General features: G+C 70.5%; 29 protein-coding genes and 2 riboswitches. Of the genes, 18 read left to right on the forward strand and 11 right to left on the reverse strand.

Annotation, left to right across the window (positions count from 1 at the left end; genetic code table 11):
* The first annotated feature begins 5 nt into the window (after positions 1-5).
* From NLX83_RS22970 to NLX83_RS23010, 9 genes are all read left to right on the forward strand, one after another.
* On the forward strand, positions 6-329 hold the full coding sequence (locus tag NLX83_RS22970; RefSeq protein ID WP_254237185.1) for a DUF1290 domain-containing protein: 324 nt from the start codon (positions 6-8) through the stop codon (positions 327-329).
* 2 nt (positions 330-331) lie between these two features.
* Positions 332-1024 carry a DUF881 domain-containing protein gene (locus tag NLX83_RS22975; protein ID WP_254237186.1) on the forward strand — a complete coding sequence of 231 codons (693 nt, stop codon included), beginning with the start codon at positions 332-334 and terminating at the stop codon, positions 1022-1024.
* Between the two features lie 43 nt (positions 1025-1067).
* Entirely contained in the window at positions 1068-1451 is a 384-nt protein-coding gene (gene gcvH, locus NLX83_RS22980; RefSeq protein WP_308209358.1) for a glycine cleavage system protein GcvH, read from the forward strand.
* Between the two features lie 130 nt (positions 1452-1581).
* Positions 1582-2034, forward strand: coding sequence for a glycogen accumulation regulator GarA (gene garA, locus NLX83_RS22985; protein ID WP_254237188.1), 453 nt, complete (start codon positions 1582-1584; stop codon positions 2032-2034).
* Between the two features lie 14 nt (positions 2035-2048).
* Positions 2049-2774 (forward strand): transcriptional regulator FtsR, encoded by a 726-nt coding sequence (gene ftsR / locus NLX83_RS22990; RefSeq protein ID WP_254237189.1) that lies wholly within the window; start codon positions 2049-2051, stop codon positions 2772-2774.
* Positions 2775-2889: 115 nt separating this feature from the next.
* Positions 2890-3363, forward strand: coding sequence for a bifunctional nuclease family protein (locus NLX83_RS22995; RefSeq protein ID WP_030429529.1), 474 nt, complete (start codon positions 2890-2892; stop codon positions 3361-3363).
* 565 nt (positions 3364-3928) lie between these two features.
* Positions 3929-4432: a MerR family transcriptional regulator gene (locus tag NLX83_RS23000; RefSeq protein WP_254237465.1), complete on the forward strand. Its 504-nt coding sequence runs from the start codon at positions 3929-3931 to the stop codon at positions 4430-4432.
* A gap of 221 nt (positions 4433-4653) precedes the next feature.
* Positions 4654-4765: riboswitch (glycine riboswitch) on the forward strand.
* A 2-nt stretch (positions 4766-4767) separates the two neighbouring features.
* A riboswitch (glycine riboswitch) is annotated at positions 4768-4863 on the forward strand.
* Positions 4864-4927: 64 nt separating this feature from the next.
* Positions 4928-7825 carry an aminomethyl-transferring glycine dehydrogenase gene (gcvP, locus tag NLX83_RS23005; RefSeq protein WP_254237190.1) on the forward strand — a complete coding sequence of 966 codons (2898 nt, stop codon included), beginning with the start codon at positions 4928-4930 and terminating at the stop codon, positions 7823-7825.
* Positions 7826-8143: 318 nt separating this feature from the next.
* Positions 8144-9328: an MFS transporter gene (locus NLX83_RS23010; RefSeq protein ID WP_254237191.1), complete on the forward strand. Its 1185-nt coding sequence runs from the start codon at positions 8144-8146 to the stop codon at positions 9326-9328.
* 42 nt (positions 9329-9370) lie between these two features.
* Here NLX83_RS23010 and NLX83_RS23015 read toward each other — a convergent pair whose 3' ends face one another.
* On the reverse strand, positions 9371-10102 hold the full coding sequence (locus tag NLX83_RS23015; protein ID WP_254237192.1) for a nucleotidyltransferase domain-containing protein: 732 nt from the start codon (positions 10100-10102) through the stop codon (positions 9371-9373).
* Positions 10103-10231: 129 nt separating this feature from the next.
* On the opposite strand from NLX83_RS23015, the gene NLX83_RS23020 reads away from it, so the two are divergent.
* From NLX83_RS23020 to NLX83_RS23030, 3 genes are all read left to right on the forward strand, one after another.
* On the forward strand, positions 10232-10735 hold the full coding sequence (locus NLX83_RS23020; RefSeq protein ID WP_254237193.1) for an RICIN domain-containing protein: 504 nt from the start codon (positions 10232-10234) through the stop codon (positions 10733-10735).
* A gap of 104 nt (positions 10736-10839) precedes the next feature.
* Positions 10840-11097, forward strand: a complete 258-nt coding sequence (locus NLX83_RS23025; RefSeq protein ID WP_254237194.1) for a hypothetical protein — start codon at positions 10840-10842, stop codon at positions 11095-11097.
* Between the two features lie 198 nt (positions 11098-11295).
* Positions 11296-11526, forward strand: a complete 231-nt coding sequence (locus tag NLX83_RS23030) for a hypothetical protein (RefSeq protein WP_254237195.1) — start codon at positions 11296-11298, stop codon at positions 11524-11526.
* Positions 11527-11542: 16 nt separating this feature from the next.
* Here the strand turns inward: NLX83_RS23030 and NLX83_RS23035 are convergent, their stop codons facing one another.
* Positions 11543-12373: a serine protease gene (locus tag NLX83_RS23035; RefSeq protein WP_254237196.1), complete on the reverse strand. Its 831-nt coding sequence runs from the start codon at positions 12371-12373 to the stop codon at positions 11543-11545.
* A 133-nt stretch (positions 12374-12506) separates the two neighbouring features.
* On the opposite strand from NLX83_RS23035, the gene NLX83_RS23040 reads away from it, so the two are divergent.
* The 4 genes from NLX83_RS23040 to tuf all read left to right on the forward strand — a co-directional run bounded on the left by NLX83_RS23040 (position 12507) and on the right by tuf (position 14815).
* Positions 12507-12911 (forward strand): NUDIX hydrolase, encoded by a 405-nt coding sequence (locus NLX83_RS23040; RefSeq protein ID WP_254237197.1) that lies wholly within the window; start codon positions 12507-12509, stop codon positions 12909-12911.
* Positions 12912-12944: 33 nt separating this feature from the next.
* Positions 12945-13328 carry an effector-associated constant component EACC1 gene (locus NLX83_RS23045; protein WP_254237198.1) on the forward strand — a complete coding sequence of 128 codons (384 nt, stop codon included), beginning with the start codon at positions 12945-12947 and terminating at the stop codon, positions 13326-13328.
* A 19-nt stretch (positions 13329-13347) separates the two neighbouring features.
* Positions 13348-13479, forward strand: a complete 132-nt coding sequence (locus tag NLX83_RS41135) for a hypothetical protein (protein ID WP_256564246.1) — start codon at positions 13348-13350, stop codon at positions 13477-13479.
* A gap of 151 nt (positions 13480-13630) precedes the next feature.
* A complete protein-coding gene (gene tuf / locus NLX83_RS23050) occupies positions 13631-14815 on the forward strand; it encodes an elongation factor Tu (protein ID WP_254237199.1) in 1185 nt (394 codons plus the stop codon).
* Positions 14816-14896: 81 nt separating this feature from the next.
* Here the strand turns inward: tuf and NLX83_RS23055 are convergent, their stop codons facing one another.
* From NLX83_RS23055 to NLX83_RS23085, 7 genes are all read right to left on the reverse strand, one after another.
* The gene (locus tag NLX83_RS23055; protein WP_254237200.1) at positions 14897-15358 is read right to left on the reverse strand and encodes a hypothetical protein; all 462 of its coding nucleotides are present in this window, start codon (positions 15356-15358) and stop codon (positions 14897-14899) included.
* A 140-nt stretch (positions 15359-15498) separates the two neighbouring features.
* Positions 15499-15897: a J-domain-containing protein gene (locus NLX83_RS23060; RefSeq protein WP_254237201.1), complete on the reverse strand. Its 399-nt coding sequence runs from the start codon at positions 15895-15897 to the stop codon at positions 15499-15501.
* 35 nt (positions 15898-15932) lie between these two features.
* Complete coding sequence (locus tag NLX83_RS23065; RefSeq protein WP_254237202.1) at positions 15933-17003, reverse strand: hypothetical protein; 1071 nt, start codon at positions 17001-17003, stop codon at positions 15933-15935.
* Position 17004: 1 nt separating this feature from the next.
* Positions 17005-18795, reverse strand: a complete 1791-nt coding sequence (locus NLX83_RS23070; RefSeq protein WP_254237203.1) for a substrate-binding domain-containing protein — start codon at positions 18793-18795, stop codon at positions 17005-17007.
* A 150-nt stretch (positions 18796-18945) separates the two neighbouring features.
* Positions 18946-19827: a 3-methyladenine DNA glycosylase gene (locus tag NLX83_RS23075; protein WP_254237204.1), complete on the reverse strand. Its 882-nt coding sequence runs from the start codon at positions 19825-19827 to the stop codon at positions 18946-18948.
* A gap of 13 nt (positions 19828-19840) precedes the next feature.
* The gene (locus tag NLX83_RS23080; RefSeq protein ID WP_254237205.1) at positions 19841-21247 is read right to left on the reverse strand and encodes a substrate-binding protein; all 1407 of its coding nucleotides are present in this window, start codon (positions 21245-21247) and stop codon (positions 19841-19843) included.
* Positions 21229-21606, reverse strand: coding sequence for an ArsR/SmtB family transcription factor (locus NLX83_RS23085; RefSeq protein WP_254237206.1), 378 nt, complete (start codon positions 21604-21606; stop codon positions 21229-21231). Before NLX83_RS23085 ends, NLX83_RS23080 begins: the two co-directional genes overlap by 19 nt.
* A 222-nt stretch (positions 21607-21828) precedes the next feature.
* Here NLX83_RS23085 and NLX83_RS23090 point away from each other — a divergent pair, with 222 nt between their 5' ends.
* Both NLX83_RS23090 and NLX83_RS23095 read left to right on the forward strand, forming a co-directional pair.
* Positions 21829-23379, forward strand: coding sequence for an amidase (locus NLX83_RS23090; protein WP_254237207.1), 1551 nt, complete (start codon positions 21829-21831; stop codon positions 23377-23379).
* Positions 23376-23654 (forward strand): zinc finger protein, encoded by a 279-nt coding sequence (locus NLX83_RS23095; protein WP_254237208.1) that lies wholly within the window; start codon positions 23376-23378, stop codon positions 23652-23654. Before NLX83_RS23090 ends, NLX83_RS23095 begins: the two co-directional genes overlap by 4 nt.
* 207 nt (positions 23655-23861) lie before the next feature.
* Here the strand turns inward: NLX83_RS23095 and NLX83_RS23100 are convergent, their stop codons facing one another.
* Positions 23862-24902 (reverse strand): hemolysin family protein, encoded by a 1041-nt coding sequence (locus NLX83_RS23100; RefSeq protein ID WP_254237209.1) that lies wholly within the window; start codon positions 24900-24902, stop codon positions 23862-23864.
* The gene (locus tag NLX83_RS23105) at positions 24899-26254 is read right to left on the reverse strand and encodes a hemolysin family protein (protein WP_254237210.1); all 1356 of its coding nucleotides are present in this window, start codon (positions 26252-26254) and stop codon (positions 24899-24901) included. The genes NLX83_RS23100 and NLX83_RS23105 overlap by 4 nt, the downstream gene beginning before the upstream one ends.
* Positions 26255-26346: the final 92 nt, after the last annotated feature.

Below are 26346 nucleotides of genomic sequence, written 5' to 3' on the forward strand. Positions count from 1 at the left end.
TCGGCGTGATCGCCCTCGCAGTCGGGGTCGTGCTCGGCCTGTGGCTGGACCCGACCGTGCCCGACTGGGTCCAGCCGTACCTGCCGATCGCCGTCGTGGCCGCGCTGGACGCGGTCTTCGGCGGGCTGCGGGCCCGGCTGGACGAGATCTTCGACGCGAAGGTCTTCGTGGTCTCGTTCGTGTCCAACGTGCTGATCGCCGCGCTGATCGTGCTGCTCGGCGACGAGCTGGGCGTCGGCGGCCAGCTCTCCACGGCGGTGGTCGTGGTCTTCGGCATCCGGATCTTCGGCAACGCCTCGGCCATCCGCAGGCACCTCTTCAAGGCGTGATCATGGCTGACCCCAGGGGACACCGGCTGCTGTCCGGGACGTTGATCGCGGTGCTGTGCCTGGCGCTGGGCGTCGCGCTGGTCACCCAGGTGCGCAGGACCCGCGCCGGGGACGCGCTGGCCGACCAGCGGCCGCAGGACCTGGTGGTGCTGCTGGACGGGCTGCGGCAGCGGGAGGCCGCGCTGCACAAGGAGATCGCCGAGTCCGAGGCCACGCTGCGCAGGCTCCGGGAGAGCGGCCAGGGCGCGGGCGCGGCGCTGGAGGAGGCCAGGCGCAGGGCCACCGCGCTCGGCGTGCTGGCGGGCACCGTGGCGGCGGCCGGACCGGGCGTGCGGGTGGAGATCACCGATCCGCGCGGCAGGGTGGGGCCGGAGACGCTGCTCGACGCGCTGCAGGAGCTGCGCGCGGCCGGGGCGGAGGCGGTGCAGGTCGGGCCGGTGCGGACCGGGGTGGACTCCGCCTTCAGCGGGTCCGCCGGGCGCGTCCGGCTCGACGGAACGGACCTGTCGCCGCCCTACGTGATCGTGGCCGTGGGGGACCCCCCTACGCTTGCACAAGCGCTGAACATCCCCGGCGGCGTCGTGGACTCCGTGGAACGGGCCGGTGGCGGCTCCCGCATCGCCCAGAGCGAGCGCGTGGAGATCGCCGCCTTGCGGCCCGAGCGGAGCCACAAATACGCTCGCCCGGCCGGTTGACAGTCGCACCGGATCGCGTGTTGGGACGGGAGGAGAACGCTCGGTGGTTCCCGAGGACTTGAGGTACACAGAGCAGCACGAGTGGGTCGCCCGCACGGGCGCGGACACGGTGCGGATCGGCATCACCGACTACGCCCAGAACCAGCTGGGTGACGTGGTCTTCGTGCAGCTGCCCGAGACCGGCAAGAAGGTCGCGGCCGAGGACGTCCTCGGCGAGGTGGAGTCCACCAAGAGCGTCTCGGACATCTACGCGCCGCTGGCCGGCGAGGTCGTCGCGGTGAACGAGGCCGTGGTGACCGCACCGGAGACCATCAACACCGACGCCTTCGGCGACGGCTGGCTGGTGGAACTCAAGCTCGACGACCCGTCCGCGGTGGACGGCCTGCTCGACGCGGCCGGGTACCGTGGAAAGATCAACGAAGGCTGATCGGCGAAGCGTGATATCGATCTTTCGACGGCTGTTCGGCAAGCGGAGGAGCCAGACCGGGCCAGCGACGAGCGGCACGGTAGGTTTGACCGACACTTCGCAGGATTCATCCAGGACGAGGAGAGCTCAGGTGAGCCAGAACGACGGGCCCGGCGGCGTCCCGCCGGAAGGCGCGGCCGAATCGACGTCGATCTTCCGAGCCGACTTCCTCGCCGACGTCGAGGGCGCCGAGGCGCCTCCTGCCCCCGAACCGCCGGTCTCGGGCGTCGACGCCCTGCCAGCCGGTTCGGCGTTGCTGGTGGTCAAGCGCGGTCCCAACGCGGGTTCCCGGTTCCTGCTGGACCGGGACACCACGAGCGCGGGACGGCACCCCGACAGCGACATCTTCCTCGACGACGTGACGGTCTCCCGGCGGCACGCCGAGTTCCGCCGCGAGGGCCCGGACTTCGTCGTGGTCGACGTCGGCAGCCTCAACGGCACCTACGTGAACCGGGCCCCGGTGGACACCGCGGTCCTGGCCAACGGCGACGAGGTGCAGATCGGCAAGTTCCGGCTCGTTTTCCTGACGGGCCCGAACAACTAGAGGACAGCTGCGAGATGACGGCGGCGGCCGGACGGGCCAACAGCGGGGGTTCGAGCATCGGAGCGGTGCTCGCACAGCTGCGGTCCGAGTTCCCGGAAGTGACGATCTCCAAGATCCGCTTCCTGGAGTCGGAGGGACTGGTCCGTCCGGCGCGCACCTCCTCCGGATACCGCCAGTTCGCCAAGGCCGATATCGAGCGGCTGCGGTTCGTCCTTGCCGCGCAACGGGATCACTACCTCCCGTTGAAGGTGATCAAGGAACAGCTTGACGCGGTCGACCTCGCCGAGCACGGCACCGATCCGGCGGCGGCGCAGCTGTCGGTGGTGCCGCGGCCCGACGCCCGGCCCGAACCCGTCGACGGCGCCCGGCGCAGGCGGCTGACCAGGGAGGAGTTCCTGGACGCCACCGGTGTCGGGGAGGGCCTGCTGGGTGAGCTTGAGCAGTACGGCCTGGTCCGTCCGGGCGCGGCCGGGTTCTACGAGCAGGACGCGGTGCCGATCGCGCGCACGGCCAAGGAGCTGACCGGGTTCGGCATCGAGCCGCGGCACTTACGGGCGTTCCGGTCCTCGGCCGACCGCGAGGTCGCGCTGCTGGAACAGATTGTCGCACCCGTTCTGCGGCAACGGGATCCGCGCGCGCGGGAGCGGGCGGAGGAAATACTGGACCGGCTGGCGGCGTTGTCGGTGTCGTTGCACGCCATGCTGGTCAAGGCCGGGCTGCGCGGCGTGGCCAAGGGCTGAGAAACGCACGCGGCGTACCGGCCGGATCGCGGGTAGCGTCGGCGATGACGGTGCGGGATGCTCGGTACAGGCGAGGTTTTCCACACGTGGAGAGCACTGGAGGAGGCGAGATCCGATGAGCGAGATGCGCGTCGTCGGGGTGCGGGTCGAACTGCCCCACAACCAGCCGATCCTGCTGCTGCGCGAGACCGAGGGCGATCGGTACCTGCCGATCTGGATCGGCTCGGTCGAGGCCACGGCCATCGCCTTGGAGCAGCAGGGGGTCCGGCCCGCCCGGCCGTTGACCCACGATCTGCTCAAGGACGTGATCGGGGCGCTCGGCCGGGAGCTTGAGCAGGTGCGGATCACCGACCTGCAGGAGGGCACCTTCTTCGCCGAGCTGGTCTTCGACGGGGACCTGCGGGTCTCGGCGCGGCCGAGCGACTCGGTGGCGCTCGCCCTGCGGATCGGGGTGCCGATCCACGCCGAGGAGTCGGTGCTGGCCGAGGCCGGCCTGGTGATCCCGGACGAGCAGGAGGACGAGGTGGAGAAGTTCCGCGAGTTCCTCGACAACGTCTCGCCCGAGGACTTCGCCGCCCCGGAGAGCTGAGCGGTCCCCTGTCCGCCTCGGGCCTGCAACGTGCAGATCCGGGGCGTCTTCTCTGTGTGCGCGTGTTGAGCGCGTCGTTCGCCGCGAGCGCGTATCGCTAGGTCAAGATGGGATGTCGGCGCGCGCCCCGGTCGGGTGACGATGCGGTTGCCGGGGCAGCATCTGATCGTGCAATACTCAGATTGCAACTTTCATTTGAGGGTCGTGTGCCCGTGCGGAACCGTGCTGTTCTGCGGGCTGACCGGGGTCGTGCCAGGCTAGGCGTGATCTTGGTGGCACCCTCCGCGCCCGCGGTCGCCCCCGTCGGGAGAACCCTCGACCCCGAGTTGAGGGTTCCTGTTGCCCGCGCGTCGCGTTGACCGTCTCCCTGGCCGGTTCTACCGTCGAGTCCGAGCGAGTCCTTCCGGTGCAGTCCATCGGGAGGGTGCCGCGGCCGGCGGACCGAAGTGGATCGGTCCACACAGTCGGCGGCGCCGGTCTGTGGGCCGGCCGAGGGGAGGCAGGCGTGGGCGAACAGGCGCCAATCCGGTTGGGCGCTGGCGAGCAGGGCGAGCTGTTCCCTGACATGACCCTGCCTGACGAGATGGTCGGCTACCGCGGTCCGGCCGCGTGTCAGATCGCCGGGATCACCTACCGCCAGCTGGACTACTGGGCCCGCACCGACCTGGTGGTGCCGACGATCCGCAGCGCTCACGGCTCCGGCAGCCAGCGGCTGTACTCGTTCAAGGACATCCTGGTGCTGAAGGTGGTCAAGCGGCTGCTGGACACCGGGGTCTCGCTGCAGAACATCAGGGTGGCCGTGGAGCACCTGCGCAGCCGCGGCGTGCAGGACCTGGCCAGGATCACGCTGTTCAGCGACGGCACCACGGTCTACGAGTGCACCTCGCCGGAGGAGGTCGTGGACCTGCTCCAGGGCGGTCAGGGCGTGTTCGGCATCGCCGTCAGCGGCGCCATGCGGGAGATCAGCGGCACCATCCACGCCTTCCCCGCCGAGCGTGCGGACGGCGGGGAATGGCTCCCCGAAACCCCCGACGAGCTCTCCCAGCGCCGCGCCCGCCGCATCGGCTGACCCCCAGCCGGGGTTGATCCGTCTTCAAGTACGGCCGACCCCGGCGTCACCGACCGCCAACCGCAGCGAACCCCGCGCGCACGCCGGGGTTCGCTGTCGTTTGAGACTCCGCTGGGCGGGGTTCGGGGGACTTGAAGACGCCCCGACCCGGCTGGGAGTCGGGTCGCGTCACAGTTGGCAGGTGGGGGCGGGTACTCCAGGTAGGATTCGCGCGTAGTCGCTGATCCCACGCGGGAGAGACCGTGACGGCCGGGTCGCCCCGGCTCCAGGAACGGCGCCGAAGGAGCAACTCCTCCCCGGAACCTCTCAGGCACCCAGGACCGCGTGGGCAGACGCCTCTGGAAAGCGGGCGCAGGTGGCCCCGCCGACGGTGCAAGCCCGGAGCCCCGGGCGAAGCTCTCAGGCACCCGGGTTCCGGGTACGGACAGAGGGGGAGGGCCCACACCGGGCACCCGCCCGGCCGCGCGCCCTGAACCCCTAGCCGGAGGCGAGAGCATGACCCAGCCCACCCCCGACCGCATCCCGCTGGCCGCGCTGGAGCACGGCACCCCGTTCGCCGACCGCCACGTCGGTCCCCGGCCCGCCGAGCTGGCCCGGATGCTGGACGTGGTGGGCGTGGGCTCGCTGGAGGAGCTGGCCCAGCGCGCGGTGCCGTCGAGCATCCACGAGAAGGACCTGACGCTGGCCCTGCCCGCCCCGGCGACGGAGGCCCAGGCGCTGGCGGAGCTGCGCGAGCTGGCCGGGCGCAACCGGTTGGCCGTGCAGATGATCGGCCTGGGCTACTACGGCACGATCACCCCGCCGGTGATCCGCCGCAACGTGCTGGAGAGCCCGGCCTGGTACACCGCGTACACGCCGTACCAGCCGGAGATCTCCCAGGGCCGCCTCGAGGCGCTGCTGAACTTCCAGACCATGGTCGCCGACCTGACCGGCATGGACGTGGCGAACGCGTCGATGCTGGACGAGGGCACCGCCGCGGCCGAGGCGATGACGCTGCTGCGCCGCGCGGGCCGCTCGAAGTCGGCGAAGTTCGTCGTGGACGCGGACACGCTGCCGCAGACGCTCGCGGTGATCGAGACCCGCGCGGAGCCGCTGGGCATCGAGGTCGTGGTGGCCGACCTGTCGCAGGGCATCGAGGGCCTCGGCCTCGGCGGCGACTACTTCGGCGTGCTGCTGTCCTACCCCGGTGCCTCCGGCGTGGTCCGCGACCTCGGCTCGGTGATCGAGGAGGCGCACGCGCAGGGCGCGCTCGTCGCAGTCTCCGCCGACCTGCTGGCGCTGACCCTGCTGCGCGCGCCGGGGGAGCAGGGCGCGGACGTGGTGGTCGGCACCTCGCAGCGCTTCGGCGTCCCGATCGGCTTCGGCGGCCCGCACGCGGGCTACATGGCCGTGCGCAAGGGGCTGGAGCGGCAGCTGCCGGGCCGCCTCGTCGGGGTGAGCGTGGACGCGGACGGCAACCCCGCCTACCGCCTCGCGTTGCAGACCCGTGAGCAGCACATCCGCCGCGAGAAGGCCACCAGCAACATCTGCACCGCACAGGTGCTGCTCGCGGTGATCGCGTCGATGTACGCGGTGTACCACGGCCCGGACGGGCTGAGGACCATCGCCATGCGCGCGCACCGGATGGCCACCGTGCTCGCCGCCGGGCTGTGCGAGAACAACGTCGAGGTCGTGCACGGCGAGTTCTTCGACACCGTGCTGGCCAAGGTCCCCGGCCGGGCCGCGGAGATCGTCGCCACCGCGCGCGAGCACGGCGTGAACCTGCGCCTCGTCGACAGCGACCACGTGGGCGTCGCGTGCGACGAGACCACCTCCCGCGACCACCTTTCGCTGGTGTGGAAGGCTTTCGGCGTCGTCGTGTCCGATGTGGACGTCCTGGACGCGGACACCGCGGACGCGATCCCGGCGGAGCACCGCCGCACTTCGGAGTACCTGACCCACCCGGTGTTCCACACGCACCGCTCGGAGACCGCGCTGCTGCGCTACCTGCGCTCCTTGTCCGACAAGGACGTCGCGCTGGACCGCAGCATGATCCCGCTGGGCTCCTGCACGATGAAGCTCAACGCCACCGCGGAGATGGAGCCGATCACCTGGCCCGGCTTCGCCGACGTGCACCCGTTCGCGCCGGTCTCCGACGCCGAGGGCTACCTCGAACTGGTCGGCGACCTGGAGCGGTGGCTGGCCGAGGTCACCGGCTACGACGCGGTGAGCATCCAGCCGAACGCGGGCAGCCAGGGCGAGTTCGCCGGGCTGCTGGCGATCCGGGCCTACCACCGCGGCCAGGGCCAGGACGCGCGCGACGTCTGCCTGATCCCGTCCAGCGCGCACGGCACGAACGCCGCCAGCGCGGTGATGGCGGGCATGCGGGTGATCGTGGTCCGCTGCGACGACAAGGGCAACATCGACATGGACCACCTGCGGTCCACTGTGGACGAGCACAGGGACGACCTGTCCGCGATCATGATCACCTACCCGTCCACCCACGGCGTGTACGAGGACACGGTGCGCGAGGTCTGCGCGCTGGTGCACGACGCGGGCGGCCAGGTCTACGTGGACGGCGCGAACCTCAACGCGCTGATCGGCCTGGCGCGCATGGGCAAGTTCGGTTCGGACGTCTCGCACCTGAACCTGCACAAGACCTTCTGCATCCCGCACGGCGGCGGCGGTCCCGGCGTCGGGCCGATCGGCGTGCGCGCGCACCTCGCGCCGTTCCTGCCGAACCACCCGCTGCAGCCCACCGCGGGCCCGGACACCGGGGTCGGCCCGATCTCGGCGGCCCCGTGGGGCAGCGCGTCGATCCTGCCGATCTCCTGGGCCTACGTGCGGATGATGGGCGGCGACGGCCTGCGCAGGGCGACCCTGACCGCGGTCGCGGCGGCGAACTACGTGGCGCGGCGGCTCGACGAGCACTTCCCGGTCCTCTACACCGGCGAGGGCGGTTTCGTCGCGCACGAGTGCATCCTCGACCTGCGGCCGATCACCAAGGCCACTGGCGTGACCGTGGACGACGTCGCCAAGCGGCTCGCCGACTACGGCATGCACGCGCCGACGATGTCCTTCCCGGTGGCGGGCACGCTCATGGTCGAGCCGACCGAGAGCGAGGACCTGGCGGAGCTGGACCGCTTCTGCGAAGCCATGATCTCCATCAAGGCGGAGATCGACCGGGTCGGCTCCGGCGAGTGGCCGGTCGACGACAACCCGCTGCGCAACGCCCCGCACACCGCGGCGTGCCTGACCGGCGAGTGGCCGCACCCCTACACCCGGGCCGAGGCGGTCTACCCGGTCGGCACCGGCGCGCCGAAGGTCTGGCCGCCGGTCCGGCGCATCGACGGCGCGAAGGGCGACCGCAACCTGGTCTGCTCCTGCCCGCCCCTGAGCGCCTACGGCGACTAGCGCGCGGTCGGCACCGGTCCGGTTCGCCGGTCTTCAAGTACACCGCACCCCCACCCCCACGGTCGCTAACCGCATCCAACCCGGTTGGCGACCGGGGGTTGGGGGCGGTTGAAGACGTTCTGGGTGGGGTTGGGTGTACTTGAAGACGTCCCAACCCGCGGCGCGGCGCAGGTTCGCGGGGTGCTGTGAAATTCCTGGTCGGCTCGTGCGGGAGGGGTTACCCTTCCCGCATGAGCTGGCGACATTGATCCACTGCTAGGGGTCCCCCCGGGGGTCGCGGTCCGTTCGCGTCCGTGCCCCTTCTCCCGGGAAGACCCCATGACCCGATCTTCTTCACGTGCCCGCAGGCTCGCGGCCACGTTGTACGCGTACATGTTCACCAGCAGCCTGGTGCTGCTCTACCCGGTGTACTCGCTGCTGTTCGTCGAGACCGGGCTCTCGGTCGCCGAGATCTCCTCGCTGTTCATCATCTGGTGCGTCGCCTCGCTCGTGCTGGAGGTCCCCTCCGGAGCGTGGGCGGACACCTTCTCCCGCAGGCGGTTGCTCGTGCTCGGCCCGCTGTGCGCCGGAGCGGGTTACGCGCTGTGGGTGGCTTTCCCGTCGTACTGGGCGTTCGTCCTCGGTTTCGTGTTGTGGGGAGTCGAGAACGCGCTGACCTCCGGCTCCCTCGAAGCGTTGGTGTACGAGGAACTCGACCGCGTCGGCGCGGCGGACCGCTACGCGCGGATCATGGGCCGGGCGCGGGCGGCGAGCCAGTTCGCGATCGTGCTGGCGATGGCCGTCGCGGGCCCGGTGCTGGCGCTCGGCGGCTACGGAACCGTTGGTATCGCCAGTGTTCTCGCCTGCATTGCGGCGGCGGTGATCGCGTTTTCGTTCCCGGAACGCCGCGTTCGCTCGGAGTCCGATGAGCTGGGCTATCTGGCCACTCTGCGCCTCGGACTGCGTGAGGCCCGTGTCGATCCGGGCGTCCGGCGCACGCTCCTGTTGCTGCCGCTCGTGATGGGCGTGTGGGACGCGCTGGAGGAGTACATTCCGTTGCTGTCGTTGGAGAAGGGGCTTGCGCCGACGGCGGTTCCGTGGGTGATGCTGCTGATCTGGGTCGGTGTGACCGGCGGTGGTCTCCTTGCGCCCCTGGGGGAACGGCTCGCGATGAGGGGGATCAGCGGGTTGCTGGCGCTGGGGGCGTTCGCGCTCGGCGCGGGGGCGCTCCTGGACTCCTTCGCCGGATTCTTCTTGATGGCAGCGGGTTTCTGTGCCTTCCAACTGGCGAGTGTCGTGCTCGGCGCACGCTTGCAGGACAGCATCGCCGGTCCCAGTCGCGCCACGGTGACCTCGTTGGCGGGTTTGGGCACGGGGGTGCTGACGGTGCTGATCTACGGCGTCTACGCCGCGGCGTCGGCGGGGATGTCCCAGGGGGCGATCTTCGCGATGTTCGCGGTTCCGTACCTGGTGCTGGCGATCCGGCTGAACGCGACTCGTCCTCGTGCTTCCGCGGTGAAGTAGTGCCGCACCGGCCGTCGCCGAGGAACGACGGCCGGCGCTGGTCTAGTACAGCTCCGCCCACGCTCGCTGGTAGGCGTCGATCAGCCACTTGTCGGCGAGCGCGGTGTCGGGCCGTTCGGGCAGGGACGAGCGCACGGTCAGCCGCTCCAGCTCGTCCTCCAGCCCGGCGGCGATCTCCACCGCCTCGGCGATCTCGTGCCGTCCGAGGCGCAGGTCCACCAGCCAGGTGCGCCAGGGCTCGGGCACCGGCAGGGTGATCCGGCCGGTCTCCAGCAGCTCGACGCCCTGCAAACCCAGGCGCACCATGTGCATGGCGTGCTTGACCGTGCGGTCGCCGGTCGCCATCTTCCCGCGCTGCGAGCGCAGGTAGCCGAGGAACTTGTACCCGGCCTGGCGGGAGACGACGAGCTCGGGGCGCGCCCGCAGCTCCCGGCCGAGGTCGGTGATCCGCACGATCTCCTCCTCGGGCACGAACAGCGAGAGCAGCACGGTCGGATTTCCTTGCAGGGCAAGGCGAAGCCACTTCCGCAGCGAGTACACGACCAGGTCGAGATCGCCCGGTCCGGAGCGGCTGCCCTCGGGCTGGGTGCGGAAGATGTACTGCTCGAACCGGCGCAGCCCGATGACGAACTCGGGCGGCTCGACGCAGATCCCCATCTCGTCCCGGTCGTCGGTCCCGGCGATGGCGGTGCCGTGCACGCCCGAGCCCACCTGGCTGAGCAGGATGGTGCCGCGCTCGGCGATGGCGGCGAACTCGGGGCTGCTGTGCTTCATGGCGCAAGTTGTACGCGCCTGGCCCGGCCCGCGCAGCCGATTTTCGTCTGCCCCAATGGGTGCCCGTTGGTCTCTTACCTCCTCACCGATCCCGTGCCAGGTTGAATCGTGATAGGGGGAGTGATTGACATGCGAATTCGTATTCGTGGCCTCGGTCGGCTGGCCCTGCTCGGCGTGGTGCTCGTGCTCGTGAACGCGCTCGGCACCGTCGTGCCCGCCGCCGCGGCATCAGGTTCGGACCTGCGGACTCGGGTCAACGAGAACAAGTGCGCGGACATCTACAAATTCGACAACAGCAACGGCGCCAAGGTGGTCATCTGGGACTGCAACGGCCTGGCCAACCAGAAGTGGATCGGGGTCGGGCACGGGGAGATCCGCAGTATCTGGAACAACAAGTGCCTGACCTTCGTCCGCGACGTCGGCCGGGATTCCGGTCGTGTCCTCATGTTCGACTGCACCGGGGACATCAACCAGCTGTGGACCGGCAGCGACACGGAAGAAGTCCTCTGCCCCAAGGCGCTTCCCCGGAGCTGCCTCATTCTGGCCGGTGGAATCACCAGTAATGGGTGGACGATCACGACCTGGCCGCGGGACTACCCGCCCAAACTGGTGCATCGCTGGTACTTCGCCTAGCGCGACTGCCCCAATGAGTGCCCTTAGGACGCTTACCACGCAACGGATTGCGTGACAGGTTGGTTGTCGATCAGCAGTTCCGCAGAACGTGGAAAGGTGCTCTCGTGCTGAGCAAGATTCGTGTCGTCGGTATCGCACTGGCCGTCGCCGCCACCGGTTTCCTGGTGTCCGGTACCGCGAACGCCGCGCCCGCCGGGCCCGTGGCAGTCGCCGCCGCGGCATCGTCCTCTTTGGACTACGCGTACGGCCCGTTCAACAGCTACAACGAAGCGACCAGCTACGGCATCGCGGGTGTGAACGCGGGCTACTGGAACTCGTTCTACGTGGGCCAGGAACACGGCAAGTGGTGGTGCTACGCCTGATGCCGAGCAGACGCGGGAGTCGCTTATCCGAGCGGCTCCCGCGTTCGCGTCCGATCCCGGCCGGATCAGTCTTTCCCATCGGTCGACGGCGCGCACGGCCGCTTACGGTCCAAGCGTCTTGATCAATCACGAAGGGAACAGCGACATGTATCGCACGCTGACCGCGGCCTCGTCGTGTGGCCGGGCAGGAAGGTCACCGTGCACCGCACGAACAGCTTCCTCGCGGGCGCGGTGGACTTCGTGGCCTACAACGTGAACAACCCGAACGCCAAGCACAAGCTGGCCGAGCTGCAGAACCTCTCACCGACCGCGTCGAAGCAGTTGTGGGTCAACAACACCAGGGTGAACGTCAAGGTGGCCGTGTACGTCGAGTCGAACCGCAGGCGGGTCTCCTCGCCGACCGACGGCGACTACGAGGTCCTCGGCTGAGCGCCGACCGGCGGGATCAGGAGTTGGGGATGCCCGGGTTCTGTTGCCAGCGCCCGGTTCTCGCCACGCTCCTGATCCAGTCGGTGAAGGCGGAGACCTTGGTGTAGACGGCGGGCTTGCTCTGGTCGCCGCACACCACGCCCCACGAGACCACGCCGACCAGGTGCATCCGGCCGGAGAACGCGGCCATCAGCGGCCCGCCGGAGTCGCCCTTGCACACGTCCCTGCCCGGAGCGGCCGCGCAGGTCTGGGTGCGCGGGTCGAACGTCAGGCGCAGCAAGGGGTACAGCCGCGTGCAGAGGAACTCCTGGTTCAGCAGCGGTGCCTCCAGCAGCTTCACCGACGCTTTCCCTTGGTAGGTCGTCATTCCCCAGCCCGCGGCGACCGCGGAGAAGAAACCGGTGCCGGGCTTCGGCAGCGCGATCGTCTGGATGCGACGGTCGCCGAGCGGGATCTCCTCGGCGAGCTCGATCATGCTGATGTCGTTGAGCAGCCTGCTCGCCCGGTTCACCTTCGGGTCGACGTAGCCGGGGTGGTCGACCAGTCTCCGCACCGCCACCGTGCGCACCGGCTGCCGCCAGTCGGTGGCACCGAGCGCGACAGTGATCCCCGCGGCCCGCCGCCCGAACGTGCAGTGCGCCGCCGTCACCACCCACCTGCTGTTGACCAGGGAACCGCCGCAGAACTGGGTTTTCCGGCCCGTGTCGATGACGGCCACCATCCACGGGTACCGGTTCGCCTTCACCTCGGAGCCGCCGACGATGCGCGGCCCGGGGTCCGCGTGCGCGGTGACGGGGCCGAGCAGGGCGGTGATCGCGAGTGCCGCGGTCAGGAGTGCGCGCACCACGGGAAGCTCCTTTCCTGGCGGGACAGGGCGACTTCCCGACCGACCTAACCAAGGTTGGCGCCCGCGCGAGAGCACTCTTGCCCGATCGCGTGTTTCTTTCGCCCGGCTGAGCGAAGTTTGCGAGGATGCCGCAATGGTGGAGTTCACGGAGAAGCACCTCGTGTACTGCTGGATCGAGCGCGGCGACGCGGTGCTGTTCATCCGCCGCCGGGCCAAGGGGTTCCTGGGCGGCCGGTGGGAGCTGCCCGGCGGCACGGTGGAGCCCGGTGAACCGGAGGAGAACGCCGCCGTCCGGGAGGCCGCCGAGGAAACCGGGTTGTCGGTGCGGGTGCTCGGCGAGCGGAGCACGCACTCGTGGATGGACGTCGACGGCCGTCCACTGCGGATCCACGCGCGGATCTACGAGGTCGCCGACGACGGGACCTCCGAGGTGGTGCTCAACCCCGACGAGCACGACAGCTGCGTGTGGCTGGCGCCGGAGCGCGCGGCCGAGCTCGACCTCGTCGACCACGTCAGGGCCTCACTGACGCGGACCTGACGCCGGTGTTGCGCACGGTGTTACGTTGCCCTGATGGATGATCAGCCGGCAGTGACGATCTCCGTGCACGGCACCGGGACCACCGACTGCCTGCGCTCGCTGCGGGGATGGCTGGTGGAGACCGGCAGGCTGCGCGGGCCGCTGCACCTCGGGCACCGCTCCTGCGGCGCCAGCGGGCCCGCCGGTGTGGTGGACGTGCTGGTCGTCGCGACGGAGACCGAGGACGCGACCGCGGTGCTCGCCTCGGCCGTGCTCTCCTGGCTGCGCCACCGCGAGACCGGAGTGGACCTGAGGTTGGTCGCCTCGGGCGGCGCCACGATCGAACTGCCCGCCGACCGGGTCCGCGCACTCGACGAGAACGGTGTGCGCGCCGAGTCCGCCCGCCTGGCCAGGGCGCTGGCCCCGTCCGTCCACTGAGGATGGTTCGGAAAATCCCGTGACAGCCGCGGATCCGGCTGTCATCATCGTCGCCGTGTTCACCACGGCCGTCCTCTTCACGCTGGCAGGCGCAGACCTGCTCGGCGCGCTGGCGGCCGTCTCCTCGGTGCTGGCAGGCGCCCGAAGCTGACCCTCCTCCCTTCTTCCAAGAACCACGGAGGAGGGTGTCGGCCCCCGCGAGAACCCCCTGACCGGGGGACGCGCGCGCCCAGGTTCTTGACCCTCACGCCACGTGGGGGTTCAGCCTTGACCGCACAGCGAGCCAGACCAAGGACACAGCCATGAGCAAGCAGGAGCACCTGCGGACCAAGCCCCACCTCAACATCGGCACGATGGGTCACGTCGACCACGGCAAGACCACGCTGACCGCCGCGATCACCAAGGTGCTCGCCGAGCGGGACGGCAGCACCCGCTACGTCGCCTTCGACGGGATCGACAAGGCGCCGGAGGAGGTCGCCCGGGGTATCACGATCAACATCGCGCACGTCGAGTACGAGACCGCGACCAGGCACTACGCCCACGTCGACATGCCGGGCCACGCCGACTACGTGAAGAACATGATCACCGGCGCGGCGCAGCTGGACGGGGCGATCCTGGTGGTCTCCGCGCAGGACGGCACGATGCCCCAGACCCGGGAGCACGTGGTGCTGGCGCGGCGGATCGGGGTGTCGCACATCGTGGTGGCCATGAACAAGGCCGACGCGGTGGACGACCCGGAGCTGCTGGACCTGGTGGAGCTGGAGCTGCGCGAGCTGCTCACCACCTACGGCTTCCCCGGCGAGGAGGTCCCGATCGTGCGGGTCTCCGCGCTGCGGGCGCTGGAGGGCGACCCGGAGTGGACGCCGAGCGTGGTCGAGCTGCTCGACGCGGTGGACCGCTACGTCCCGGAGCCGGTGCGGCACCTGGACAGGCCGTTCCTGATGCCGATCGAGAACATCCTGACCATCACCGGGCGCGGGACCGTGGTCACCGGCGCGGTGGAGCAGGGCGTGATCGGCGTCGGCGACGCGGTCGAGGTGGTCGGCCTCGGCCCCACGGTGAGCAGCGTGTGCACCGGCATCGAGACCTTCGGCAAGTCGCTGCCGCGGGCCCAGGCCGGGGACAACGCCGCGCTGCTGCTGCGCGGGGTGCGCCGGGACGACGTCCGCCGCGGTCAGGTCCTCTGCCTGCCCGGCAGCGTGCGACCGCACACCCGGTTCCGGGCGAGCGTCTACGTGCTCGCCGCGGAGGAGGGCGGCAGGCGCACGCCGTTCGGCGCGAACTACCGGCCGCAGTTCCACTTCCGCACCAGCGACGTGGTCGGCGTGGTGGAGCTGGACGAGGGGCGGTTCGTGCTGCCCGGCGACTCGGTGGAGCTCACCGTCGAGCTGGGCAAGCCGATCGCGATGGGCAGGGGCCTCGGCTTCGCGATCCGCGAGGGCGGCAGGACCGTCGGCGCGGGCACCGTGCTGGAGATCCTGCCCTGACCCGGGGTGGGGCGTCACCTTCCTCGGTGGCGCCCCACTCCCCGCGAACGATCTCGGAGGACACCTCGATGAGCCAGCACGTCAGGTAGCGCCCAATTCCCGTTGTGAGTGCGAAACGGCGTAGGAGCGGGTCATGTCGAGGAGGAGCGCGATCATCAGCATGCCGAGGACGCCGTGGTGCCACTGCCAGCCGACGCCGAGGCCGACGAACGCGTCCACGATCATGATCACGGCGCCGCCGCCCACGGCCAGGAGCATCACGGTCAGCACGACGAGCATCACCGTTCTCGGCACCCTTCGGCCCAGAGCGGTGACGGTGGCGAGGGCGATGCACGCGCCCACCACGCCGGACGCGCTGGCGAACCACTGCGCGGTGGCGGCGTCCAGGAAGTAGTTCGCGGTCTCGGCGGCCGACACGGGCGGGCCGCCGGGGAAACCGAGCCGGGACTGCATCGCGAATGCGGCTTTCCCCGCTGCGTAGCCGAGGAACAGCACCGCCACCGCGTAGGCAGGCCAGCGTCGTGTGCGGCGAGAAGCAACCATGCCCGTGACGCTAGGAGCCGCACACCGCGCGGCACTCCCCACAACGGGCGGGGCGTTCTCCCTCGCGAGGGGGAATCGCGCCGGGGTTGGGGGCGGTTTGCGACGGTTCTGGTGGGGGTTGGGGGGACTTGAAGACGCCCCTACCTCCGGGCGTGCCAGGTGGCGATGGTGGTTTCGACGTCGACCTGGCGGGTGCGCATGGGCGGGCCGATCTGGGGGGCAAGTTGGGCCTTGCGGATGCGCTCGTTGAGGTCGAGTACGAGTTCGCGCACGGCGGCCTCGGAGCGCAGCCCCGCCAGCCGCTTCGGCAGGTCCTCGACCTCCTTGGCCAGCGCGAGCGACGGCGGCAGCAGGGCGGAGGTGTCGACGTTCTCCTTGCGCAGCTTCTCCGCGACCCACTCCATGGTCCCGCCGTTGCGCTGGGGGATCGGCTTGCCGTGGCCGGGCAGGTCGGTCATCTCGCCGCGTTCCTCGGCCTCGCGCACCTGTTGGTCGATCCACGTCTCGAACGAGGTCCCGGCGGGCTTGCGCTCCGTCATGACGTCCCCTTCAGGTCGTGCCACCTGAGCCCAGGCTATCCGAGGAAAGCCGGGTAGAGCGGCATCGTGGGCACGTCCCACCGCTCCGTCGCCGCCAGCAGCCGACGCTGCAGCTCGGCGGTGGCGGGCAGATCAGGCACCTCGGCGAGCAGGGATTCCCAGCGGTAGCGCAACAGCTGGCGCATGCTCGGCACCGGGCGCCTGGTCCGGTGCAGCATCCTGTCCTCGTCGAGAACCCGCGGGGTGAGCGCCGTCGTCGCGTCCAGCGTCCACGTGATCATCCCGAGCCGCATGCCCTCGCGCCACACCCCGTCGTCGAGCAGCTCGGGGTGCCCCTTCGCCACCTCGGCGCGGTAGGTGGCCTCGATCAACCCCTGAATCCCTTGCGGCAGGCGGAAAACGCACCAGCACGAGGAGAACGGCATCCGGGTGTAGACGGCGTCGATGAACACCGAGTGGTACTCGGCGCCCTCGAAGTCCAGCAGCCGCACCCGATCCGGGAAGAGCAGGTTGTTGTCCGGGCAGATGTCACCGGGGGAGTAGACCGGAAACCGGTGCAGTCCAAGGATGGGCGAGACCTCGTCCAGCAGCCCGTCGGGCGCGGTCACCCCGAGCGAGTCGAGCACGGCGGGCAGCCCGTCGAGCGCGTCGCGAATCCACTGGTTCTGGCCCCACTGCTGGTCTCCGCGGTCATAACGGGCGCGCAGGGCGGCGAACTCGTCCTCGCGGCCCGCGGTCTCGGCGGCGAGCCTGCCGTACGCGCGCGCCCACGCGAGCAGCGCTTCCCTTGCCGTGTCAGCGGAATCGCCGAGCAGCGCGTCGGCGAGGCTGGGCGCCTTCCCGAGATCTTCCATGACCAGCAACGGGAACTCGGTGTCGACCGCGATCAGCCGAGGACCCGAGCCCGCGCCGAGCGCCAACCCGGCGGCCTCCGCGGTGAAGCAGCGCAACGCTTCCGGCTCGTCCTTGTACGCCTTGACGATCACCGTGCCGCCATCACCGGTGACACAACGGAGCACTGTGGACCGCGCGGAACCGCCGAGGTCCACAGGGATCGACAGCGGAGTGCTCAGCGCGGCCGCGGCCGCGCGCAGGATCTCTTCCACGTCAGCGGTTTCCGGCGAGCAGCTGGCTCAGCGCCGGATCGAGCGCCCTGCCGTTGGCCGCCACCGAGACCGTGCCGCCGTTGGCGCGCGCGATCTGGTTCAGCGGCGCCCGTTCGACGTCGGAGCCGAACGCGATGAAGCTGATCGACAGCGGCTTGTCGTCGTTGCGCAGCTTGTTCAGCTCCGTCTGGAGCTGTTGCAGGCTGATCCCGCCGTCGTTCGAGCCGTCGGTGACGACCACGATCTGGTTCGTCCGGCCCGTCTGGTAGTTCTCCATCGCCGAACGATAGACGGCCAGCACGCTGGTGTAGGTCTGCGTCGCACTGGTCGGCTTGAGGCCGTTGATGGCGTCCATCAGCGCGGTTCGCTGCTGCGACACGGGTTTCGTCGGCGTCAGCTGCTTGTACGGCTTGGCCCCGTCGAGTGATCGGGAGAACTCCCACAACCCGAACAGGCCGCCGACCGAACGCTCCACCTGTCCCCGCAGCGCCTTCTTCATCCACGCCATCCGGGTCTGCCCGTCGCCGCCGTCCTGGGTCATCGACCGGGACACGTCGACCAGCACGGTCACCGCCTGCGCGGCCGCGCCCGAGGTCGCCCACGCCGCGGAGATCTGCTGCGTGGCGTCGGCGTCGGCGGGCTCCAGCGCCTCCGGGGTGGCGGCCCAGCGGATGCCCGGCGAGGGGTTCGGCCGCTCCTGGGTGGACCCGACGCGGACCCCGGACTGCTGCGCGAGCAACCGCTGCTGGTCCGGCTCCTTGAGGAAGTCGCTGAACCGTTGCGCGGCCCGCACCTGCACGTCGTCGGTCAGCTCACCGGCGAGCGCGACGAACGGGTAGTCGGCGGTCGGGGTCGGCCCGCCCACCTGCACCCCGGACAGCGTGCGCACCGGGGAGGACGCGCCGTCCTTGCCCACGTTGCGGCGGTAGAGGTCGGCCTCGATCACCGGCACCGCCTCGAAGGGCGCCTTGGCCAGGTCCTCCACCTTGCCCAGCCCCACCATCGCCTCCAGCGTGGTCGACGGCGGTTTCGCGGTGTTGGCCGTCGCCAGCCGGTTCATCAGGTCCTTGATCCGGTCGTCGGAGAGCATCTCCGTGGTGACCGGCCCCCGGCCCTGCGGGCTCGCGCCCGCGAGCGCGGACTGGATCGCGAGCGCGCTCGCCGGGTTGCGGGCGGGGTCGGGGATGGTCAGCGTCAGCGCGCCCCACTCCGGCTTCTGGAAACGGCTCCAGCCGTCGCTCGCCGAGGCCAGCGCGGGCAGGTCGGACCAGCGGAACGAGCTGCCGGAGAGCATGGCCGCGCCCGCGGGCTCCGGAACGGCCAGCAGGATGGGGCTGGTCGCGATCGAGGTCGGGGTGGCGCCGAGCAGCGCGGCGTTGGCCGCCTTGAGCTGGTTCACCCACAGCGTCGACTCCGGCAGCCACGCCGACGGCGGCGGGCCGACCTTGCTCTGGTCCCAGCCCTGGCTGAGGTTCTGCAGCGTCATGGCCGAGTCCATCGCCTGGACCTCGACCTGCACGCAGTGGTTGCGGATCACCGGGCGCTGCGCGGCCCACGCGCTCGCGGCCTGCTGCACCGGCTCGGCGATCGACGGCGCGACGGCGACGCGCAGGGTCGAGTTCCCCTCGGGGCAGCCCTCACTGCTGTTCGCCGCCCGCTTGTCCACGATGCCGCTCACGTAGTCCCAGGCGAACCAGCCCAGGCCCAGCACGGCCACGACGGCGACAGCCACGATCGGCCACAGTGCCATCCCGCGCCGGGTTTTCAGCAGTTCCGCGCGGTGTCGACCCATCAGCGACGTCCCTTTCCAGCGCCTGGCTCGCGAATGCTCAACGTAGTCGGCGCCGGGCTACATCGCCCCGACAGAGAAGCCCGGTCGTCCAAGTCACGCTAACAGGTGAAGGCAGTTCGTCAAGGAATCGGACGCTAGGTGGACAGAGTGTTACCGAGCAACGCCAACGGGGTAACGAAGCAGGCGTTTGCATACCTCGATCAGCCTCAAACGCAGCGGCTCGGCCCGCTCGGCGAACACCCCCTGGGCCTTCACGTACTCGGCGCGCCCCTCGGGCGTCTCGATCCGCACGGGCGGATAACCCAGCTCAGCCAGGTCGTAGGGACTCGCGCGCATGTCGAGCTCACGCACGTCCACGGCCAGCTCGAAGCAGGAGGCGACCAGATCGCTCGGCGTGAACGGCGCCAGCTTGTAGCTGTGCTTGAAGAGATCCATGTTCGCGTGGAGGCAGCCGGGCTGTTCCAACGCGATCTGCGACTCGCGCGTGGGCTGCATCGCGTTCAGCGGCCGCGCGGGCGTGGTGAAGAACCGAAAAGCGTCGTAGTGACTGCACGCGACCCGCGATCCCTCGACCACGCTGTCGGTGCCGTCGTGCCCCAGGCGCAACGACCACCCGGTGTGCCGAACCTCTTCTGGGCTCGTGCGGTAGACCATCGCCCACTCATGCAGTCCGAAGCACCCTAGGCGCGGCGGGCGCGACGCGGTAGCAGTGAGCAACGCGAGCATGAACTCCGCAGTGCGTCGCCGTGCTTCCGTGAACGCCAACGGGTCGAGCGCGACGCCGTCGTCGGTCGCGGCGTATCCGGCCCACTCCAAGTACTCGTCCGCGCCTTCCAAGACGACGTCGGGGCCCGGGTGCCACCGCTCCAACCGCGAAGGGCGGAAGGAGTAGTAGGTGAAGAGGAAATCGAGCACTGGATGCTTCTCGCCGCGAATACGCCGCTCGCGGTGTCCGTGTGTCCACGGACTCACGCGTGCGAGATGAGCATCACGGCGCGCACGCCACTCCGCCTCGCTCAGCACCACGGTCATGCAGCACAGCGTATTAGTGCGGTGAGATGCGGAATCCGCCGGTGACCGCCTCGGCCAGGTACAGGGGGCGTTTCTTGCCCGCTTTCCACTGTGTCCGCAGTGCCGACGACAGGTCCGACAGCACGAAGTCCTTCGTCAGCGCACCAGAGGAGGCCAGCATGTGGATCGCCTGGTAGACCGACTCCGTGATGCTGGACAGCGGAGGCGCCGCAGCACCGAACCGCTCGCGGTAGCGACGCAGGAAGTCCTTGTTGTGCTTGGAATCCACTTCCTGGAAGTAGCCGAATGTCGCCCACACACCGCGCGCCGGGTCACCGCCGGTGAGTTCACGCGTGGACTCGTCGTAGGCCATCGACAGTGTGCGGCATCTGTCCCGAAGTCCAGCGCTGTACGACTGTCGCTCGAACAGCGCGGAGTCCGAGCCGACGAACGTGGACACCACCACGTCCGCACGGCTGGCGATGATGTCCTCGATGACGTCGGAGAAGTCACGGGTGCCCATGGGCTTGTAGCGCTCGCCGGCCACCGTGCCGCCGAGCCGCTCCACGAGCCCGCGTGCCGTCGTGTTCATCACACGAGGCCATATGTAGTCGTTGCCTGCGAGGTAGACGTTGCCGCCGGTGCTCTTCATCAGCTCCGGCAGCGCTGACCGCAGTTGCGCGGACGGGCGTTCGCCGAGCCGGACCACGTTGGGGGAGTAGCGCCCGCCCTCGTTGATCGGCGTGTGCACCAGCAGCACCCCGAGCCGCCGCGCCAGCTTCGCGATCACCGGGAACACCGCGGACGTGCAGTTCGTCACCACCACGCGGCAGCCGTCGAGGCCGACCAGCCTGCGGAACTGCTCGGCGCCGACGTCCGGGACGCTGGCGTCGTCGCGCACCACCACCTGCACCCGGCGGCCGTGGACGCCGCCGTCCGCGTTGACCTCGTCGGCGGCCATCAACGCCAGCTTCTCCGTGGTGGCGCCGAAGATGCTGGCCGGACCGGACTTGCTGACCAGCACGCCGATCCGCACGGTGCCGGGCGCGGCGCGCTCCTCGATGGGGTCGTAGCCGCGCTGCCGCAGCAGCCAGGTCACCGCGTCGCCGGGCACCTCGACGCCGAGCCGCACGGTCGTGCCCGAACCGTCCTTGGCGGGCAGCATCGTGCAGCTCACCGTGCCCGGCCACGGCGCGTGCTGCTCGATCACGATGCGGCGCGGCGGGTCGAGCAGGGCGATGCGGCCGGTGGCCTCGATGGTGGGGCTCGCCGGATCGGCCGGGTTCACCGGCAGGTCGAACCGCACCAGCGCGCCCACCCGCATGGCGTCGTAGTCGGCGCCGAAGAGCCAGCCCGCCGATCCGTCGCTGCCCAGCAGGGCGAACACGTCACCGGGAAGCAGTGGCACGTGTCGTTGCTGGGTCAGGACGAGGTTCCCCACCGTTGCCCTTCGACCTCGGCGGGGGTCCGCTGCTCGGCGACGGTGACCAGCGCGTCGAGGGAGGCGCCGTAGAGCGTGCTGAGGAAGCTGAGCACCTCGTTCATCGGTTCGACCCGCAGCGAGTAGAAGCGGTACTTGCCCGCCCGGCGCTCCTGGACCATGCCCGCGTCGCGAAGTACGCGCAGCTGCATGGAAACGGCGGTGCGACCGATGTGGTGGAACCGGGACGCGAGGTCGGAGACCGTCAGCTCGCCGTGCTCGGAGAGGAGGCTGAGCACCGTGCGACGGGTGTCGTCGGCCAGTGCGTCGAACGCGGAGGCCTCACCGCTGCTCGAACCGTTGCCCGAGATCTGGCCCACCGAACCCGCCCGACGTGGTCGCACATGGAAGATCACCACTGTATCGCCGCGTTTGCCACGGTGGCAAACCGTCACTCAGGAGGTCGAAGCGCAGGCGTACCGCCCGGCGATCGGGTCAAGATCCATTGACACGATCCTCGAGGCGTTCATACCCTTTGTGCCATCTGGGAAATCCGGACGGGCCGGTCACGAGAACTGTGGCACAGAAGGGAACTGTCGTCGATGGGCATCGTCCCTCCTTCCGTCACGGAGCTCAGGGAGATCGCGGAGCGGTACGGGCTGTCCCTCGACGACAGCGCGCTCGCCTCCTTCCGCGATCTGATGGCACCGACCCTCGCCTCCTACGCCGAGGTCGAGCGGCTCCACGCCGAGCGGGCCCCCGAACCGCTCCGGCGGGAGCACGCCCGCCCGGCGCGGGGCGAGAACCCGCTCAACGCCTGGTGCGTGCGCACCGACCTGCGCACGCACGAGGACGGCCCGCTCGCCGGGCGCACCCTGGTGGTCAAGGACAACATCGCCGTCGGCGGCGTGCCGATGACCAACGGCTCCCGCGCACTGCGGGGATTCGTGCCGCGCGCCGACGCGACCGTGGTCACCAGGGTGCTTGAGGCAGGGGGCCGGATCGTCGGCAAGGGCAACTGCGAGGACCTCGGGTACTCGGCGGGCAGCCACACCGGCGCGGACGGCCCGGTGCGCAACCCGTGGGACCCGGAGCGCTCCGCGGGCGGCTCCTCCTCCGGGCCCGCCGTGCTCGTCGCCACCGGCGAGGTGGACCTGGCGCTCGGCGGGGACCAGGGCGGCTCGCTGCGGGTGCCCGCCGCGTTCAGCGGGGTCGTCGGGCACAAGCCCACCCACGGCCTGGTGCCGTGCACCGGCGCGTTCCCGATGGAGAACACCCTCGACCACCTCGGCCCGATCGCGGCGACGGTGACCGACGTGGCCACGCTGCTCGGCGTGCTGGCCGGGCCGGACGGCCTCGACCCCAGGCAGGACCCCGGGACCGCGCCCGCCGACTACCTCGCCGGGCTCGACGCCGGGGTGGCCGGGCTGCGCATCGGCCTGCTGACCGAGGGCTTCGGCCTGCCGGGTCTGTCCGATCCGCGGGTGGACGCGGCGGTGTCCGCGGCCGCGCACCGGCTGGGCGAGGCGGGCGCGGTGGTCAGCGAGATCAGCGTTCCCTGGCACACCAAGGGTTTCGACGTCTGGAAGGTGATCGCCACCGACGGCATCGCCTGGCAGATGATCGACGGCAACGGCCTGGCCCGCGGTGTGCCCGGCCCGATGGACCCGGAGCTGGTCGCGCACTTCGGTGCCGGGCGCGCCAGGCACGCCGACGCCTTCTCCGAGACCGTCAAGCTGGTCACCCTCAACGGCGCCTACACCCTCGGCCGCTACCACGGGGCGCACTACGCCATGGCGCGCAACCTGGTCCCCGACCTGATCGCGGGCTACGACGCCGCACTGTCCGAAGTGGACGTCCTGGTGCTGCCGACCGTGCCGCACGTGGCGAATCGCTTGCCCGGCAAGCAATCCTCGCGGGCGGAGTACGTGGGAGCGGCGCTGGGCATGGTGCACAACGTCGCGCCGCTCGACGCGAGCGGCCACCCCGCCACCGCGGTCCCGGTCGGCCTGCTCGACGGCCTCCCGGTCAGCATGATGATCGTCGGTCCCCGATTACGCGACGACCTCTGCCTGCGCGTGGCGCGGGCGCACGAGCTGGCCATGGGGGGCTTCCCCACGCCACGAGCACGGCGAGAGTGTGAGACGAGATGACCAACGCCAACACCGGCCGCGGCAGGAAATCCTCGGGGCGCCTGGACCCGCAGATCTTCTTCTGGCAGCCGGAGACGGGCGCGCGGCACGCCATCACCGGGACGCACGCCGACTACGAACTGGGCGAGATCGGGCAGTCGCTGTGCGGGCAGCCCGTGCGCATCCGCCCGGCCCCCGAGTCGGAGTGGATCGCCTTCCCCACCTGCGACAAGTGTTGGCAGGCGGCGAAGTCGCTGCTCGGTGAGCTCAAGAGCGTCCGCCCCCGCCTCTGGTAGCGGACGCCCCCGCAACCGCCCACGCCCCGATACCCCGGGGCGTTTTTCTTTGCCCGGCCTACCCGCCGCTGCCCGGGTTGGTGCGTCTTCAAGACCCGCGAACCCCCGCCCCAGCGGTCGCTAACCGCGTCCAACCTGCGGGGGGTTGGGGGCGGTTAGCGACGCTTTTGGCGGGGGTGGGGCGTACTTGAAGACCGGCGAACCGCGTCAGCCTACGTGGGTGGCGTCGCGGACCGTGCCGACGTACTCCTCGACGAGGTCCTCCATCGCGACGATGCCCAGGACCTCTCCGGTCGAGGAGACGGCCGTCGCCAGGTGGCTCTGCGCGCGGCGCAGCGCGGCCAGCGCCTCGTCCAGGCCCGCGTCGGCCGGGATGGCGGGCAGGCCGCGGACGCGGTTGACCGGGACCGGGGTCTCCGGGGTCGCGCCCGCCTGGTCCAGGACGTCCTTCACGTGCAGGTAGCCGCGCATCGCCCCGTCCGAGGTGCGCACGGGGAAACGGGAGTACCCGGTGCTCGTCACCGCCTGCTCGACGTCGCCGAGCGTGGGGTTCTCCGGCAGCGTGGTCAGCCGTTCCGTCGGGACGAGCACATCGGCCACGGTGCGCTCCGTCGAGGACAGCGTCTTCGCCAGCCTGCGGTGCTCCGAGGCGTCGAGCAGGCCCTCCCTGCGGGACTCCGCGATCAGGGCTGAGAGCTCGTCGGAGGTGTAGGCGGTGTCCAGCTCGTCCTTGGGCTCCACCCGCATCAGCCGCAGCGTGCCGTTGGCCGCCACGTTGAACAGCTGGATCAGCGGGTTCACCAGCCGGACGAACGCCACGTGCACCGGGACCAGCAGGATCGCCGAGCGCTCCGGGCCCGCGATCGCGATGTTCTTCGGCACCATCTCGCCGAGGACGATGTGCAGCACCACCACGATCGCCATCGCCAGCACGAACGCGAGCGGGTCCAGCACCGCCTGCGGCACGCCGAGCGGGCCCAGCAGCGCCTCCAGCTGGTCGGCGACGGCGGGCTTGCCCAGGTTGCCGAGCACCAGCGAGCAGATCGTGATGCCCAGCTGCGCGCCCGCCAGCATCAGCGAGACCTGCTCGGAGGCCCTGATCACGGTGCGCGCGCCCGCGACGCCCTGCTGGGCGAGGGATTCCAGCCGGTCGCGCCGCGCGCTGATCAGCGAGAACTCCGCGGCCACGAAGAAAGCGTTGGCCAGCAACAACAACAGCGAGATGAACACGGCGAGCGAGTTGCTCATCGGGCCGCCTCCCGCTGTGCGTCCACAGTGGACTCCTGCTCGGGGGCGCGGGAGACCCGCAGCTCGGCGATCCGGTGCCGGTCCATCCGCAGCACGGTCAGCCGCCAGCCGTCGTAGCGCACCTCGTCGTTCACCGTGGGGATGCGGCCCAGCCGGGAGAGCACGAAGCCCGCGATCGTCTCGTAGTAGTCGTCATCGGGGACGCGCAGGCCCGTCGCCTCGTCCACCTCGTCCAGCCGGAGCAGGCCGGAGACCACCCAGCTGAGCTTGCCGAGCGGGCGCACCGGCGCGATCTCGTTGCGGTCGTGCTCGTCGCGGACGTCGCCGACGATCTCCTCGACCAGGTCCTCCAGCGTCACCAGGCCCGCCGTGCCGCCGTACTCGTCGACGACCACCGCGGTCTGCAAACCGGAGCCGCGGAGCCGGTCCAGCAGCGCGTCGCCCTCCAGCGTCTCCGGCACCGTGGGCACCGGGCGGCACAGCGCGACGACCCTGGTGGTCGCGCGTTCCTCGCGGGGGACGCCGAACGCCTGCTTGACGTGCACGACGCCCTGGATCTCGTCCAGATCGCCGGTGTGCACCGGGAAACGGGAGAAACCGGTCCGCCGCGCCACCTCGACCAGGTCGAGCACGGTCGCGTCCGCGCGCAGGGCCTCCACCCGCACGCGCGGGGTCATCAGCTCCTCCGCGTTGCGCTCGCCGAAGCGCAGCGAGCGGTCCAGCAGCGTCGCCGTGCCCTGGTCGATGGTGCCGCCCGCCGCGCTGGAGCGGACCAGCGAGCCCAGCTCGTGCGGGGAGCGGGCCGACCGCAGCTCCTCGGCGGGCTCGACGCCGAAGCGGCGGACTATCCAGTTCGCCGAGCCGTTCAGCGCGGTGATCAGCCAGCGGAAGGCCGAGGAGAACCCGGCCTGCAGGCCCGCGACCATCCTGGCGGTGCCCAGCGGGCGGGCGATGGCCAGGTTCTTCGGCACCAGCTCGCCGAAGATCATCGACAGCGAGGTGGCCAGCAGCAGCGCGATCGCCAGCGAGATGCCCGCGGCCGCGGGCTCGCCGAGGCCGAGGCCGACCAGGCCGGGGGTGATCAGCGCGGCCAGCGCGGGTTCGGCGAGGTAGCCGGTGACCAGGGTGGTGATCGTGATCCCCAGCTGCGCGCCGGAGAGCTGGAAGGACAGCGTGCGGTGGGCCTTCTGCACGGTGTGCGCCCTGCGGTCCTTCACCTGGTGGACGTGGCTGTCGACCTGGCTGCGCTCCAGCGCGGTGAGGGAGAACTCGGCCGCGACGAAGACCGCGGTGCCGAGGGTGAGCAGGACGACGAGGGCCAGTCCGAGCACGCTGAGCACGGGGCCGCTCACGAGGTGCCCCGCAGGGATGGGGCCGGGAACAGATGACAGCCGGGGCTTTCCCCCGGCTCGCTACTACAGGGCTCGCCGCACGGTTCCGAGGA

Source organism: Allokutzneria sp. A3M-2-11 16, assembly GCF_024213555.1.
GTDB lineage: Bacteria > Actinomycetota > Actinomycetes > Mycobacteriales > Pseudonocardiaceae > Allokutzneria.

Bases quoted from the DNA above. Each gene is read 5' to 3' on its own strand.
- NLX83_RS22975 (WP_254237186.1), top strand. From the start codon at position 332: ATGGCTGACCCCAGGGGACACCGGCTGCTGTCCGGGACGTTGATCGCG.
- ftsR (WP_254237189.1), top strand. From the start codon at position 2,049: ATGACGGCGGCGGCCGGACGGGCCAACAGCGGGGGTTCGAGCATCGGA.
- NLX83_RS22995 (WP_030429529.1), top strand. From the start codon at position 2,890: ATGAGCGAGATGCGCGTCGTCGGGGTGCGGGTCGAACTGCCCCACAAC.
- NLX83_RS23000 (WP_254237465.1), top strand. From the start codon at position 3,929: ATGACCCTGCCTGACGAGATGGTCGGCTACCGCGGTCCGGCCGCGTGT.
- gcvP (WP_254237190.1), top strand. From the start codon at position 4,928: ATGACCCAGCCCACCCCCGACCGCATCCCGCTGGCCGCGCTGGAGCAC.
- NLX83_RS23010 (WP_254237191.1), top strand. From the start codon at position 8,144: ATGACCCGATCTTCTTCACGTGCCCGCAGGCTCGCGGCCACGTTGTAC.
- NLX83_RS23015 (WP_254237192.1), bottom strand. From the start codon at position 10,102: ATGAAGCACAGCAGCCCCGAGTTCGCCGCCATCGCCGAGCGCGGCACC.
- NLX83_RS23020 (WP_254237193.1), top strand. From the start codon at position 10,232: ATGCGAATTCGTATTCGTGGCCTCGGTCGGCTGGCCCTGCTCGGCGTG.
- NLX83_RS23040 (WP_254237197.1), top strand. From the start codon at position 12,507: ATGGTGGAGTTCACGGAGAAGCACCTCGTGTACTGCTGGATCGAGCGC.
- NLX83_RS23045 (WP_254237198.1), top strand. From the start codon at position 12,945: ATGGATGATCAGCCGGCAGTGACGATCTCCGTGCACGGCACCGGGACC.
- tuf (WP_254237199.1), top strand. From the start codon at position 13,631: ATGAGCAAGCAGGAGCACCTGCGGACCAAGCCCCACCTCAACATCGGC.
- NLX83_RS23055 (WP_254237200.1), bottom strand. From the start codon at position 15,358: ATGGTTGCTTCTCGCCGCACACGACGCTGGCCTGCCTACGCGGTGGCG.
- NLX83_RS23060 (WP_254237201.1), bottom strand. From the start codon at position 15,897: ATGACGGAGCGCAAGCCCGCCGGGACCTCGTTCGAGACGTGGATCGAC.
- NLX83_RS23070 (WP_254237203.1), bottom strand. From the start codon at position 18,795: ATGGGTCGACACCGCGCGGAACTGCTGAAAACCCGGCGCGGGATGGCA.
- NLX83_RS23075 (WP_254237204.1), bottom strand. From the start codon at position 19,827: ATGACCGTGGTGCTGAGCGAGGCGGAGTGGCGTGCGCGCCGTGATGCT.
- NLX83_RS23090 (WP_254237207.1), top strand. From the start codon at position 21,829: ATGGGCATCGTCCCTCCTTCCGTCACGGAGCTCAGGGAGATCGCGGAG.
- NLX83_RS23095 (WP_254237208.1), top strand. From the start codon at position 23,376: ATGACCAACGCCAACACCGGCCGCGGCAGGAAATCCTCGGGGCGCCTG.
- NLX83_RS23100 (WP_254237209.1), bottom strand. From the start codon at position 24,902: ATGAGCAACTCGCTCGCCGTGTTCATCTCGCTGTTGTTGTTGCTGGCC.